Origin of the sequence: Paenibacillus sp. FSL R10-2736, assembly GCF_038000245.1 — a bacterium.
Classification (GTDB): Bacteria; Bacillota; Bacilli; order Paenibacillales; family Paenibacillaceae; genus Paenibacillus_AQ; species Paenibacillus_AQ phytohabitans.
This window is the reverse complement of the sequence record NZ_JBBOBN010000001.1, coordinates 2,699,664-2,713,877: the sequence shown is the minus strand read 5'-3', so window position 1 is coordinate 2,713,877 and position 14,214 is coordinate 2,699,664. Positions and strand designations below refer to the sequence as shown.

Below are 14,214 nucleotides of genomic sequence, written 5' to 3'. Positions count from 1 at the left end.
AACACATTCGCCAGCTGCAAAGGAGAACAAATTATGAAATCCATGCTGCGCCGTTTCGAACCTGTAGAGCTTAGCGCGGAAGAGATGGAAGAAAGCTTGATCTATGTTTGTTATGACCGGGTGATCTATCATTTTTTCAAAAGAAATCTGGGCATCCGCAACTTTTCCTGGCTGTTCTCGGACCGCTACTGGGGTTTCCATTATTCCGAAGCCAACGAACCGATCCAGCCGGTCCACAGTGGTCTTGCTTCTATCGTTGAAGCGCTTGGAGAGCATATCTCGGTATCCCCCTCTAAACTTGGGGAAGCGATACGTCCAAGACTTGCGGATGGCTGGAAAGCCAGTGCGATGGTCCGCTTCGAACGTCCCGACGGAAGCTCTCATTACACCAGCACTTTAATTGAAGGAATGGATAACGACATTGTCTTCTACACCAAAACCAACGAAACTTCTTCCCGGGCATGCCTGCCGCTGCCGCTTGAAGAATTCGCGGAACGATTGGCGAGAAATGAGGATACTACCGTCAGCCTGCAGTTCTTGCAGGCTTCCCCGGCTCTGCTGAACAGTCTGCAGGGGGAAGGTGTTGCCCTTTATCAGCGGATTCATCAGCTGCTCTACAACCACGACGGACCACTAACCTTAACCACAGACGGTCTGGATGAGCTGTTAGCCGACATTGACAAGCGCAGGCAGGAATTGCTCACCCCGCCTTTAAGCAAGAGAGATCAACTGAGAATGCATAAGCATGTGGCGAATAAAATAGAGCCTTTATTGTGGGCCTGGTCCTCCATTGCGACCGATCCGGAATGTGCGGCGCTGCTCGGGGATCACCGCTCGCATGCCTTGATTGCAGCCATAAACAGCATCTCCATCCGGTTAAAGGCCGTTTTGAAATGGACCAGTCTTATTTGCTCCCGTCCGAGGCCCGGCTTTCTGGATTCCTATGTGCAGGAGTTCTCGGAATTGATCCAGGAATTCAGGGTATTGCAGAACCTTGCTGCCGAAGCAGACAAGATACTTTTAAGCTCAGCGGCTGGCGGAGACCAGGAAATGATGATAGGAGAGGAAAGTCATGAACAATAAACTTGCAGGGATCTTCAGCGGACTCGTTTCTCCGGAGACTCTGCAGCAAATCGCCTGCCAATATGATGATATCGCCGATACAAATATCAAAGAACTGGGCGTGGATTCTCTCGCGATTATGGAGCTTGTGCTACGGATTGAAGAATCACTGGATATTATCATTGATTACGAGACATTCTCGGTGGAACAAGTGGCAACACCGCGCCTTATTATGAATATGCTGGCATCCGGACAAGTCAGCTGACAGCTACCGTACATATTCGTACGCCCCACTACCATTTGAATGCGAGGTATAATTATGGCCCATCGAACAGTTTCTATTTTTTCGGACGACGAAACCGGTCCTCTGCTGGCCGATGCCGCGCAAAGAGTCGGCGTAGAGCCGCATTTGTTTTTTGTCAAACCGCCTTCCAAACCGTTAAGGCATCCTTGGCATCAGGCAGATCCTTATCTTCCTCCAGAGCAGCTTGGGAAAGTGATACAGGAAGCAATGGGAACTCCGCTCGGCATCGTGTCGTGCATCGAACAATTGTCAGTGAACTTAGCCCGAACGGCCGAATGGCTCGAGATTTCCCCCGGTCCGGTTACCGCATGTGAAATTTTGCGCAGCAAATCGCGGATGAAATCCGTTTGGGAAACGGCAGGTGTGCGCACTCCATCTTCCGCCCTGATCCAGCGTACTTCAGAGCTTCAATCCGCTCGCTTGGATTATCCCGTTATCGTCAAGCCCACGCATGGCGCAGCAAGCGCCGGGGTACGAATTGTCGGCAATGAGCAGGAGCTTGTGAAACAAATCAGGCAAATTTTCCGTTTCAATGCGACGACCCTGGGCAACGAAGCGGTGGAACAGCCCGGAGCGCTGATTGAAGAATATATCGACGGTGAGGAGTACTCCGTGGACACGATCTGGTACAAGGGCCAGCCTCTAATGGACGGAATTATGAGCAAAGGAAATCCGCAGGGTCCCACCTTTCCGGACCGCTTATATTTCACCGACCCATCCCTTGACGAAGAGATTGAACAGCAATTGCTGGCCCTGTCCCATGCCGCCGTAAGTGCGGCCGGTGTGTATAGCGGAGCGAGTCATACGGAAATCCGTATGCGCAAGCAGGAGGGTTATGTGCTGGAGGCGGCTCTTCGCCCGGGCGCGGGCGGATGCTTCTACGAATTATTCGAGCGGGCCACTGGCCTTCCATTCTCCGAAGCCTTTATTCTGGCTTCTCTTGGAGCACATTCACCGGATGATATCCGCTATCTGAAAGAACTGTCTTCAAGGTCGGCCAAGCATAAGACACGGATGTACTGGTACAACATGGGCTATAAGGGCTACGGCATCATTAACAGCATTCACGGAATCGAGAAGGTGTTGTCCAATCCTTATGTGAGCAAGCTGGCGATCCGCAAGAATACCGGCGATTACCTTAGCCCGGAAAGCGACTCCTTTGCTTATTTCGGCTGGATTACGGGACAATTGCCCGAGCCGGATCCGGCTCTGGATTACCATGAATGGCTTAGCCGGCTGGAGACCTCAATTGAAATTGGTTACAAAACAAGCTGACCGGATATTACGGAGGGAGAATCATGAACTTTCGGTTTACAAATCCCAGAATGTTATTGCCACTTGGAGTTCTGATTACCAACATAGGGAACGGTATGTATACTTTGGCTGTCGGCAAACTGCTGTACGATCAGACCGGCTCCTCCACTCCCTTTGCGCTGCTGCTGATGATGGAAGCGGTATTGACCTTCTCCACTCAGGCAATTGCCAGCTCCGCCGTTGACAGAGGACGTGCCAAGCAATGCGCATTTATCGCCGAATCGATACGCGGCTTAGCGGTTTTGACAGCAGCCGCGTTCGTATTCGCCGGTCATCCGGCAAGTATCTTGCTCGCTGCGGTCATTATCAACCTGCTGCGCCCGTTCTACAGAACGGCCAGCTTCGCCATCGGCCCCATGATTGCCGACGGCAAGCAGCTGGCCGTTTATAACGCCCGGACCAGCACCTTTTTTCAGATTGGACAGTTCTTGGGAGCCGGTATCGCCGGTGTGGTTATTTCATTCCTGTCACCCGAAGTGGCCATCGCCCTTAATGGTATCTCCTATCTTCTGTCAGCACTCTGTATAGGTTTAGCAGCCATTCCGGGACAAAAGCTCAGAGCCCGTCAAGGCAGCGGGTTCGGCTCCGCTCTGGCCTCCATCAGTCCCAAGCGCTTTTGGCGGGAATGGACCGATCTGCTTGCGCTGGTGCTCAGAAAAAATGCAAAAGTACTGGGATTGGCCGTGCTTTGCACTGCCGATTTCATCGTTGTTTCCTTCATCAACATTTCCTATGCGCCAATTCTGGAGACTATGGATGCACCCTCCTGGTGGCTATCCGTATGGGATTCCGCCTTCTCGATTGGCGCCATTGCCGGGGCCTATCTATTCGGAAGGATGGATCATTCCCAAATCCGTATGAACCGCACCGCGCTGGCTCTGGTTGTGCAGGGACTGAATATTGCCGCAATCGGACTCATGAACCACCCGGTCTGGCTCTCGCCATTGATGCTGTTTCTAGGAGTCTCCAATGCTTTCTCGGTATCGAGCTTCACTTATTCGCTCCAGCTTACAGCGCCGGCGGAGTTCCATGGAAGAATATCCGGCATCCGGCAGTTTTTTATTTCCGCGGCCACAATGCTTGTAATTCCGCTGCTGTCCTTCGCCATGAACGGAGGCGTGTCATTGTCCTCCTTGCTCGCCGGCGTAATATGCCTCGGCGTTGCTTCCGTGGTTCTACTCTATTTATCGCCGCTGCTGAGCCGTCCCTTAAACCATTCCGGCTCTATAACGGGTGAAAAGGAGGTGAGCTGATGCTTGCGCAGGCTCTCGTTGCCTCCGCCCGGCGCAACTCTGCCAGGGCAGCCGTCCGGTATGGCGGTCAAACCCTCACCTACGAGAAACTGATTACCGAAGCCAGTGCCGTTGCAGCAGAGCTTCGCCGGCTCGCGGACCGGATGAAGCTGCAGGAAGATGAACCGGTCTGCGGACTGCTGTTCAATCATGGCATTCCGGGAATTATCGGGGTCGTTGCTTCCGTTCTGGCCGGACTTGTCTATGTGCCCCTGGATGCCTCTTATCCATCGGGCCGGTTATCACAGATTGTCCGGCATTCGGGAGTCCGCATTATGGTTACCGACCTTCTTGGATTGGCAGCTGCAGAAGCCATCGGCTCCGGGCATCCTTTTCCGGCCGAAATTGTAAGGGTTGATGCTCTCTCCTCCAAGCCAGACAGTAAACCTGAAATTCCGGAAAAGGTACATAAGCGTCTATATCTGCTGTATACCTCCGGCTCTACAGGCGTACCCAAAGGTGTGGTCCAGCAAGGCGCGTCTATCGTCCATTTTGCAGAGTCCTATATCCGCGAGGTGGGTATTACCGCAGATGACCGGCTAACTTTATTCTCTACCTTTGGTCACGATGCCGCTGTGGTAGACATTTTTGCCGGACTGTTGTCAGGTGCTTGTCTGTATCCCCTGGATTTGCGCATTCCAGAGAATCTGTTAAGATTACCCGGCTGGCTTGAGGGCTACGGCATCACCGTGTGGCACAGCGTGCCGAGCCTGTTCCGCACGTTCTTCACCTCTGTCCGCCGGCTGCCTCAGCTCCCTTCTCTGCGTCTTGCCGTCCTGGGGGGAGAAGCGCTCCGCGCTGGCGATTACAGCCTATGTTCAGGGAAGCTTCCCGGCACGAAGTTGTACAGTCTCTACGGACAGACCGAATCCTCTTATTCAGCCGGGCAATTCATATCCAGCACCGGGGATGCTTCAGCTGTTGGGTTGCCGCCCGCCGGAACGAAGCTGCTTATTGCTCACGGAGAAGGGAGATTTACCGTTATCTCTCCACGGGGGAGCTTAGCGCAAGAAAGCTGCGACCTCCTGCGGACTTATGAGATTGCGGCGGGTGAACTGCTTATCGCGTCTGCCTTTGTAGCTGAAGGATACTTTAATGCCGCAGATTCATCGGAGGAAGCATTTATTACCTCCCCTACATTCGGTACCATCTATCGGACCGGTGATATGGCCGAGATGGACGATACCGGCAGGATCATGTTCAGAGGAAGAAGAGACGCGCAGATCAAAATCCGGGGATACCGCATTGAGCCGGGAGAGATCGAGTCGCATATTTTAACCATGGCAGGAGTGAAGGAATGCGCGGTGCTCCCCATAGTGCGGGACGGGCAGACCACATTGACAGGATTCATTCAGGCCGACCGCGCCCTGTCACTTGCCGCGGTTAATCTTTGGTTGTCCCAACAGCTGCCTGATTATATGCTGCTCTCCGAAGTTATAATGAAAGAACAATTCCCTCATACCTTAACCGGCAAGATTAACCGGAGAGGTCTTGCAGATAAATGCGGCCAGATGATTATTAACTAGAACATAAAGGGCTGGACCAGGGTATCCCCCAATCCAGCCCTTTTGCCTAACCTGTGTTAAGGCTCAATCCCCCACACCAGCTGGCCATTCATATATCCGGTGACCTGCTCATTGTTAACAAATTGACTGGCGGAGGCTTTGAACGAGTAATCGTTAGCCTGGTTGTAATTGGACCAGTCGGTTTTGGAGAAGCGGGTCTGGATTTCTGCGCTCTGGCCGGGATTCAGTGTTCCAGCCGAACTTGTGAAGCCAATTTCCAGCGCATAATCGGCACCGGTAACCGGGGTTGCCAGCTTGATGAATTTGCTGGTGACATTCGCGCTTCCGGCACTGGACCAGTCGATCCAGAAGCTCTGGTCTTTCTCGCCGTCAATTGTATAGTAATACCGGAGCTTCACATTACTGAGCTGAACCGCCGAATTGCCGGTATTGACGACTTTGAACTTGGCAGAAATCCCGTTGGTGGAGGCACTCGTGTTGCCGTTAAAAGCCTGAATTGCCAAGCCGCCCGTTGGTAGCGGAACACTGCTATCTGCTACATTTACCGTAAGCACAGCGTTATTTCCTCCGTTAAAATGGAAGGTGATTACATTCTGGCCGAGCGGCAGCGTAGAGAGATAGGATTTCTTCAAGACAATCGTTGCGCCTGATGCCGTATAATCCTGGCCCGATACAAGCGTGTTGCTTCCATTCGTCAGGTTTGCAAGCTGATGTCCGTTTAAGGTAAGGGCTACGGAAATATCCTGCGCTTGGGCCGTTGCTTTATCAAAGGCCGCGCTCACAGGTGCAATAGATGCACTTGGCGTTGTATCGACAATTGTAACTTTCAATACGGGATCTTGTCCCTGATTGAAATCAAAGACAATCGAATGCTCGCCAACGGAGAGCGTTGCCAGGAATGACTTTTTCAGCAGCAGCGTATTTCCGCTTACAGTATAATCCTGCGTCGCGGTCAAGGCATTGCCCCCTGCCCGGAGGGCAGTTAACGTATTGCCGTTAGCATTCACGGTTATGGCTTTGTCGCTCTGAGCCGCTGCATACTTGTTAAATTCGATACTTGCAGGTGTAATGGATGCACTTGGGTTTGGATTATTGACACTCAAATCGGGCAGCTCATCCAGCGTAATGACATAATTGCTCTGATATAGCGTGGTCAGTGTAGCCGGATAATTAAAGGCAGAACTCATGAGATGCTCGCCATACCACGGCAGGAAATAGAGCCAGCCCGACTTCTCCTCGGTCAGATTCTGTACGCTTGGGACAGTATCGTTCTCGGTCATGGCTACCATTTTGGTGCCGCCGGTTAGATCCACCAGCTGATAGAATATCGAGGTAATGGCATCCTCATTGGGCACACCCGACAAACCGTCATAGCGGTTGTAGACGGTATTGTATTTATCGTACCCGACAATATCCACCTGATCGTCACCGGGATACCAGGCGGGAGAAGTGCTGTACACATAGCTGTTATACGTCCAGATCAGGTTGTGCAGGTCATAGGTTTCTGTAAGCTCGGTATAGAGCTGATCCCACAGCTGTTTATATACCTCTGCGCCTGCCGATGCCCACCAGAACCACGCGCCTTGCCCGTTCAACCCGCCGTTACCTTCGGCCTCGTGATAGGGTCTGAAAATAACCGGCACGTTGTTATCCTGCAGAATCTGCAGCTGCTCCGCCAAATCGGCTATGGCCAGCTGTACGTATTGGTACTCTTTCGTCCCGGGAATGACTGCATTGGCTGTATTAAAATTAGTTTCCGTCGGCTTATAGGTGGCTTCCTTCCAATCCACAAATTCCCCCAGCTGATAGGCGGTGAAATCCCGGGGAACAGTGAGATGCCAGCTGTTAGTCGCAATCCCGCCCCGGTTGTTCACCCAGTCGATCATCCGCGCGGTTGTACCGTCCTCCCAGCCGTATAGCGGATTATAGTTCATCAGATCGAACCCGCGGATGGCCGGATACTTGCCGGTTAAATTGTGAATCCAGTCGAACTCCAGCTCGGAATTCCCGTCATTGCCTCCCCCGTAAATCTCCTGCTGGCCGGAGATCATATGGTTGCCGTAGACCTCTGTCAGATAATTCATCAGCAGCTGAGTTTCCGGTGTAGCTTGAGCATCACTGAGAACAGGCTGCACATTCAGGGGGTCCAGATCGGCAACATCCACAGTGAAGCTGTCAAAGTAAGCGAAGCCCCAGCCCGCCTTCAGCTGGATGGTGTTACTGCCCTGATTCAGCTTGTGATAGCCAAAATCGAAATCCGACCAAGTGGTCGTGTAAGGCAGCATATACGAACCCTTCGTAACACCGTTAACGTTCAACGATTGAAGCCGGCCGTCTGCGCTAAGCTCCTGCATATAACGGGTAGAGATCGTGTACATGCCTGTTTCCGGGACCGTCACATTGAAGGTAATGGTGCCTGAATTCTGCATCCAGACAAAACCGCTCCCGGTGTAGCCGGGCTTAGGTTGTCCGTAAATTTGGGTCGTCACTTGAAGATCGGAGGTGAGCTGAGCATTTTCGCTTTCAATTGTGAAAAGTGCGTTGTCTGCATGAACGGGCGGCGCTGTCATCACTCCAAGCAGCAGAGTAAATGCCAGGATCATTGTGCTTGCCTTCTTGAGCAAATTTTTCATTTCCACCTTTCCTCCCCATAATAAAATGGTAAATACTTGATCAATCTATTAAGTCTTGGATACGCTTTCATAGCAAAGATAACATACATTCCATATTTTGTAAATCGTTGAATATTGAAAATAATGTACCCTGCTGCAGGCGCACTAAAAAACTCCCGCTAATAGATTAGCAGGAGTTTCTATAGAGAGGTCCAACATTAATCATATAAGACTTCAATCATTTGCCTTGTCTTCGCCAGCTGCTCCACAGTTAAATCATGCTGGGCAGAGGCATATACGCTAAAGACAATATCGAGCACAAATAACTGGGCAAATCTCGAGCTTGTTGCTGCACTGCGAAGCTTTGCTTCCGGCGCACGTGATGTAAATAAAGAAACATCCGCGAGCTGGGCAAGCTTGTTATTTCCGGGACGGGTAAGGCTGATCGTTTTGATTCCCTGCTCCTTAGCCCGTTTCGTTAATTGAATGACCTCTCTCGTCTCACCGCTATACGAAATCCCCCAGAAGACGGCGTTTTCTGATTTCGTAGCCATGGCTGCTGCCAATAAATGACGGTCTGAAATCGCATATACATTTTTGCCGAGCCTAAGCCATTTCTGTGCTGCATCCTCTGCAATGATGAAAGAGGCGCCAATCCCATACACATAAATAACCTCTGCCTGTTGTAACAGGCGCACGGCCTGCTCAATAGATTGCGCATCCAGCTGGCTGGCCGTATTCTGAAAGGTCAATATGGTATTCGACAGCATTTTATCAATGATAGAATGCACGGTTTCATTCGATTCAACATCAAAGTAGCCCACATAATTCGTGTTCTCTACTTCAGCGGATAAACGGATCTTCAGAGCGGGGAAACCCTCGATACCCACTGACCGGCAAAAACGGACAACCGCTGCACTGCTTGCCTCCGCTTTAGCCGCTAACTCATGTATGGTCATATGCATCACTTCTTTTGCATTGGCAAGGATATACTCAGCTACTTTTTTTTCTGATTCCGGCAGTTCATTTAATACCAGTTCAATTTGGGAAATCATGCTTCCTGCTGCCAAGTTCTAAGCTCCTCTCCTAAGGCTATTCTCCTTATTGTATCAAAATAGAGGGGAGTAATCATTAAGTAGCAGCTGTGAAGCTAAAGCGCCTTCCGCCTTGTCTGACGTAATCTAGTAGAGGAAGGTCCTCTTCTATCACATGACCAATCACATTCACAGCTTCATGTGCCGGCAGGTCCGTTAATGTGATCTGTAGCTCATGTTCATAGCGGCCATACAAATAATTATCGACGGTAACCGTTCCTCTAGGCCGCTTGTTCGTATGCATAGGCGCAATACTTCGGGTCATTACAAAACGTTCCTGATCTGTCCGGGCAGTTTCTGAGCGAATCACATCACGGGCAGCATCCAGGCGGTTCCGGTGAACCGTATCCCAAAGGGCATAAGGCAGTTCTTGGGTTACCCGCAAAGGAATAATCCCATCTTCATACCGCTGAAATTGAATCTGAGACCCTTCGGAAAGGGTTAAATCGCCAACGAAAATTTTGTCCACCGCACAATCCTTCTCTAATTCCAGATAAGCTAGAAAAGAAGATTGATTCCTGTGCTTCTCTAAGGTAGGCAAGCTATGAAATAACGGTTTTCTCTTTAGCCCGTCTCCCGGAATAAAGGCCATAGTCGTAATGCCTTCCGCTTGCAGCCATCTGTTCTTCGCTATAAATGCTTCTTTATCCAGACCTGTCTCAGGGCGGGGATAATAATTATGCCAGGCCTGGGTATTCTCAAGACAAATATGATGCTCTTGTAAGTCAGCCAAGAATTCTGGTGTTAAGGTGCTGGCGTTTAAGGCGATTTTCATTTGTTGTGAGTAGGCAGCGATTTCATCGGCGCTAAAACCAAAATCCATCCGCAAACCTGTAACACCAGCATCCAATAGAAAGGGAAATGAAAATTTCTCCAATGCTTTTCCGGAAATATCCGCCATCAGGTTCATTCCTAACCGCCGGGCAGCGTTGGCGATCTCCAGCAATTTCTCCTTCAATTGTCCGATATCATCCTCCGGCATATGAAGGGATGTGAATATCTCCGTACAGCCTGCAGCCTTCATTTGTTCCATATACTTGACGTTGTCTTCTAACGTGCGGTCCGCTACAAAAATTGAAATTCCGAGCACTGGAATCACCTCATTATTTCAGTTCAAGTTAATCCTGTTCTGCCATAGCCTCTTTGGGTGTGCCGAAGAGATAAGTGGCGATAAATCCGCCAGCGTAAGCCGCAATTAGCCCTATGACGTATTTCAGCCATAATCCATTGGCGATCAAGGGAATTAACGCAACCCCGGAAGGACCAATGGCAATCGCTCCAACGTTGCCGAATAAGCCAATGACCGCACCGCCAATCCCTCCGCCAATACAAGCTGTAATAAACGGCCGGCCCAGCGGTAAGGTAACCCCGTAAATCAATGGCTCGCCGATTCCCAGAATACCAACCGGAAGTGCGCCTTTAATCATGTTTGTTAATGATTTATTCTTCTTGCAGCGAATCCATAATGCAATGGAAGCCCCAACTTGACCCGCACCAGCCATAGCCAGCATCGGAAGCAACAGCGTCATCCCTGAATCATTGATCATCTCAATATGAATCGGCGTCAATACCTGATGCAGTCCTAACATAACAAGCGGAAGGAACGCTGCTCCTAATACGAAGCCTGAGAATGCACCGCCAACCTCTAGCGTCCAGTTGATAGCTCCGATTAAATTGGTGGAAATAAATCCGGCGAATGGCATAATGAAAAATATCGTAATCAGACCCACGACTAGTAAAGCTATTGTAGGCGTAACAATAATATCAACGGCATCTGGAATCACTTTACGCAAATATTTCTCGACGATGGATAGAATCCATACGGCGATTAGAACGCCGATAACTCCACCCTGCCCTGCCGTTAAGGGTGCACCCGTAAATATATTAAAAATGGGCAGGTCAGCTGTAACCCCTGTTAAGAGCGTCACCCCGCCGATCACGCCACCAAGCGCAGGAGTAGCTCCAAATTCTTTAGCTGCATTAATACCGACGTAAATCACCAGGTAACTGAAAATTGCGTTTTTGATTACATTTAAGATCGTTACATACTGCTGCCAGGTTGCAGTGTCTAAGTTGCCCGCTGTAATATTGTTAGCTAGAATTGAGCCAATACCCGCAATTAATCCGGCTCCAACGAACGCAGGGATAAGCGGAATGAAAATATTCCCGATCTTCCGTAAAAAGTTTTTGAACGGCGTATCATTCTTCTTTTTAAGCTGCGCTTTCATTTGTGCGCCTTTGGCCTGTAATTGTTCAGCCGAAATAGTACTTTCGCCCGCTGTAGCACTCTCTTCAAGCACGATACCGAACTCTTCAGCCACCTTGGTCACGACCCCGGGTCCGAGAATGACTTGATACGTATCATCATCCACCACACCCAGAACCCCGTCGATTTGCTTCAGCTCTGCTTCGGCGATCCGGCTGCGGTCCACAACCGTTACACGAAGACGGGTCATACAATGGGTATACGAGGATACATTCGCTCGGCCACCGATAGCCCCTAGTATTTTGACCGCTAAATCATGATATTTGCTCATGTTTTTGCCCCTTTCTTCTTATCGCTTTATTGAATCGCCTGACGTACGAAGCCTTGTGATTCTTCGAGCCGTTGCACAGCTTCTTCTTTAGACAGTCCCGCCAGAATCATAACAATGGCAATCTTCGGCTTCTGATCGGCCTGCTGCAGATAATCCTCTGCCGTTTCAGCGTCACAGTCTGTCGCATCCATAACAATCCGTTTGGCACGTTCAACAAGCTTTTCATTCGTTAGCTGTACATCCACCATTAGATTTCCATACACTTTGCCCGTACCGATCATCGAAGCTGTAGACAGCATATTGCAGATTAATTTCTGCGAACTACCGGCCTTTAAACGTGTTGACCCGGTCAAAACTTCCGGCCCGTTTACGACTTCTATCGCAATCCTGGCTATTTTACCAATCGCTGAATCCTTGTTGCAGCTTACGGCTACAGTTGGTGTACCAATAGAATTGGCATATTCTAATCCGCCGATAACATATGGTGTGCGTCCGCTGGCGGCAATTCCGACGACTACATCTTGGGCTGTCAGCTTAATGTCCTGTAAATCCTGCACCCCTAATTGTTCGTTGTCCTCTGCACCTTCGACTGCCTTGATAAACGCCCTCTCTCCCCCGGCAATTAGCCCGATGACCTCCTCTGGTGTTGTTCCAAAGGTTGGCGGACATTCAACAGCATCCAGTAAGCCGATACGTCCGCTTGTTCCAGCCCCCATATAAATTAAGCGTCCGCCTTGTTTGATCGCCATGGTAATCACTTCTACTGCTTTGGCAATTTGCGGAATCTCTTGTTTAACCGCTTGTGCGACCTTGTGATCTTCTTCATTCATCACTTCCAGAAGTTCAAGAGGAGTTAATTCATCCAGGTTCATTGTTTTCTTATTGCGGGTCTCTGTTGTCAAATGCTCTAACATGATTTCCTCATCATCCTTTTCTGTTTATGAAATCGCTCTCTAAGTGAAGAATAGCATTACTGAAATATTATTTCAACATTAATTTTGTTTAATTGAAATTTAATGTCAATAAGAGGTTGGGTACGCAAAAAAGAGCCTGCCCCAAAAGCTACTATTGGCATCTGGGACACCTTCAATTCTTAAGTAAGATCAACGTGTGCACTTGAGTGGGCGCTCCGCGAACGGACTGTTTAAGCGGAAAGCGAATCTTCAATCTTTTAAAAGCACAAAAAAAAAGAAACCGCTCCTGTGTAAAATGGAGGCACTACCCAACCATTTCAAATCAAAGGAGAAGTTTCTTACTTTTATACAATCAACAAACCATGGACCAACCCAATTACAAACCACCCAACCGGTACGTATAAGTCTTGCTGTCGTTCTTGCTGCTCGTAAATTCAAATCGCAATTCTGATTTATCATCACCACTGCCAGTGAATTTGATTCCATCATATTTGAATCCCGGCATATCCATAGGGTTAATTCCGAACTCTTTGTAGAGAAGGATCGCCCGGTTAGCTCCGGTATCAATCAGCGTCAGCAGGCCTTCTTGTGAAGAGCGGGCAACCAGATAATTCTCGCCTATGGCTTCAATGGCGTAGGTTTGCTCCGGGGTACCTGCCAGCTTCGAAACGTTCCAGGTTTGCAGGACGGAAGCATCCGGAGCAATCAAACGGACCGTGTGGCCATCGTTCATAACTGCGTTACCGCCATATGTCTTCAATTCCTCTGGAGAGAACTGCCAATAATGCGCTGTAGACTGGCGCAGGATGGCCCCTTTTTTGACAAAAAGGTTGAATACCGTCAGGTTCACCGAAGGTTCACCGCTCGAATTCTGAATCGTCACTAAATCCGCATCTTCTGAAATCTTCACCGATGTCAGCTGTGTGCCCGCAATATAATAGGGTTCAAGCTTGGCTGTGGATACGCCTATTGAGTGAATAACTCCGGCTGCATCCCGTTTATATAAAGTGCCGTTTACTCCGTTTAAGAAATATGCATCCTTGTTTATCTGACCGTCGCCGACAAATTCAGGATAGCTAATGAGCGCTTCACGGCTGTCCGCATTCCATTTCAGTGATCCGCCAATGGCATCATTCACGAACCGCAGCGGGATGTAGAGCTGCTTATTCACCTGCTGGAAGGCCGCGGAATACGTGATTTGTTTCCCGTTCACCGTTGCAATGCGGCTCCCGATCTTCATGCTGCCCTTCGTGAACAGATTCCCGATGGTAATCATTTTGGAATGTTCATCGTAACTGACCGTTGCCCCCCTGACATAGAGCATGTCCAGCGAGAGCATTACCGTTCCATTCATTAGGGTGGCTCCTCCTGCTGAAGAGGTGATCTGCGAGTTGTTCAAATAGATACGAATAGCCGGTAATTTCGCGGTCTGTGCTGTACTAGTAGCTGCTGCTTCCATAGCGGGGGGATGAACAACACCTGTTACAAGAACACTAAGACCAATGATCTGCAGAATTTTTTTAAAAGTAATCATAAAGAGCCCGCCCCTTCCTTTCTCA

Annotated in this window: 11 protein-coding genes; 5 read left to right on the top strand and 6 right to left on the bottom strand. The window is 49.7% G+C overall.

The window, feature by feature from the left end:
• Positions 1–33: 33 nt before the first annotated feature.
• The 5 genes from NSQ73_RS11580 to NSQ73_RS11560 are packed head-to-tail and all read left to right on the top strand — an operon-like array spanning position 34 to position 5,498.
• A complete protein-coding gene (locus NSQ73_RS11580) occupies positions 34–1,083 on the top strand; it encodes a hypothetical protein (protein WP_340986537.1) in 1,050 nt (349 codons plus the stop codon).
• Entirely contained in the window at positions 1,073–1,327 is a 255-nt protein-coding gene (locus tag NSQ73_RS11575) for an acyl carrier protein (protein WP_340986535.1), read from the top strand. Before NSQ73_RS11580 ends, NSQ73_RS11575 begins: the two co-directional genes overlap by 11 nt.
• A 54-nt stretch (positions 1,328–1,381) precedes the next feature.
• Positions 1,382–2,641: an ATP-grasp domain-containing protein gene (locus tag NSQ73_RS11570; protein WP_340986534.1), complete on the top strand. Its 1,260-nt coding sequence runs from the start codon at positions 1,382–1,384 to the stop codon at positions 2,639–2,641.
• Positions 2,642–2,664: 23 nt separating this feature from the next.
• Positions 2,665–3,933, top strand: coding sequence for an MFS transporter (locus NSQ73_RS11565; protein WP_340986533.1), 1,269 nt, complete (start codon positions 2,665–2,667; stop codon positions 3,931–3,933).
• Complete coding sequence (locus NSQ73_RS11560; RefSeq protein WP_340986532.1) at positions 3,933–5,498, top strand: AMP-binding protein; 1,566 nt, start codon at positions 3,933–3,935, stop codon at positions 5,496–5,498. The genes NSQ73_RS11565 and NSQ73_RS11560 overlap by 1 nt, the downstream gene beginning before the upstream one ends.
• Positions 5,499–5,554: 56 nt before the next feature.
• On the opposite strand, the gene NSQ73_RS11555 is transcribed toward NSQ73_RS11560, so the two are convergent.
• The 6 genes from NSQ73_RS11555 to NSQ73_RS11530 form a co-directional block, all read right to left on the bottom strand.
• Entirely contained in the window at positions 5,555–8,131 is a 2,577-nt protein-coding gene (locus NSQ73_RS11555; RefSeq protein ID WP_340986531.1) for a glycosyl hydrolase, read from the bottom strand.
• A gap of 197 nt (positions 8,132–8,328) precedes the next feature.
• Positions 8,329–9,180: a MurR/RpiR family transcriptional regulator gene (locus NSQ73_RS11550; protein WP_340986530.1), complete on the bottom strand. Its 852-nt coding sequence runs from the start codon at positions 9,178–9,180 to the stop codon at positions 8,329–8,331.
• A gap of 61 nt (positions 9,181–9,241) precedes the next feature.
• Complete coding sequence (locus tag NSQ73_RS11545) at positions 9,242–10,294, bottom strand: DUF871 domain-containing protein (protein ID WP_340986529.1); 1,053 nt, start codon at positions 10,292–10,294, stop codon at positions 9,242–9,244.
• A gap of 28 nt (positions 10,295–10,322) precedes the next feature.
• Positions 10,323–11,741, bottom strand: coding sequence for a PTS transporter subunit EIIC (locus NSQ73_RS11540; RefSeq protein WP_340986528.1), 1,419 nt, complete (start codon positions 11,739–11,741; stop codon positions 10,323–10,325).
• A gap of 26 nt (positions 11,742–11,767) precedes the next feature.
• Positions 11,768–12,655 (bottom strand): N-acetylmuramic acid 6-phosphate etherase, encoded by an 888-nt coding sequence (gene murQ, locus NSQ73_RS11535; protein WP_340986527.1) that lies wholly within the window; start codon positions 12,653–12,655, stop codon positions 11,768–11,770.
• A gap of 376 nt (positions 12,656–13,031) precedes the next feature.
• Positions 13,032–14,189 (bottom strand): copper amine oxidase N-terminal domain-containing protein, encoded by a 1,158-nt coding sequence (locus tag NSQ73_RS11530; protein WP_340986525.1) that lies wholly within the window; start codon positions 14,187–14,189, stop codon positions 13,032–13,034.
• Positions 14,190–14,214 lie beyond the last annotated feature (25 nt).

Bases quoted from the DNA above. Each gene is read 5' to 3' on its own strand.
- NSQ73_RS11580 (WP_340986537.1), top strand. From the start codon at position 34: ATGAAATCCATGCTGCGCCGTTTCGAACCTGTAGAGCTTAGCGCGGAA.
- NSQ73_RS11565 (WP_340986533.1), top strand. From the start codon at position 2,665: ATGAACTTTCGGTTTACAAATCCCAGAATGTTATTGCCACTTGGAGTT.
- murQ (WP_340986527.1), bottom strand. From the start codon at position 12,655: ATGTTAGAGCATTTGACAACAGAGACCCGCAATAAGAAAACAATGAAC.
- NSQ73_RS11530 (WP_340986525.1), bottom strand. From the start codon at position 14,189: ATGATTACTTTTAAAAAAATTCTGCAGATCATTGGTCTTAGTGTTCTT.
- NSQ73_RS11560 (WP_340986532.1), top strand. From the start codon at position 3,933: ATGCTTGCGCAGGCTCTCGTTGCCTCCGCCCGGCGCAACTCTGCCAGG.
- NSQ73_RS11540 (WP_340986528.1), bottom strand. From the start codon at position 11,741: ATGAGCAAATATCATGATTTAGCGGTCAAAATACTAGGGGCTATCGGT.
- NSQ73_RS11575 (WP_340986535.1), top strand. From the start codon at position 1,073: ATGAACAATAAACTTGCAGGGATCTTCAGCGGACTCGTTTCTCCGGAG.
- NSQ73_RS11555 (WP_340986531.1), bottom strand. From the start codon at position 8,131: ATGAAAAATTTGCTCAAGAAGGCAAGCACAATGATCCTGGCATTTACT.
- NSQ73_RS11570 (WP_340986534.1), top strand. From the start codon at position 1,382: ATGGCCCATCGAACAGTTTCTATTTTTTCGGACGACGAAACCGGTCCT.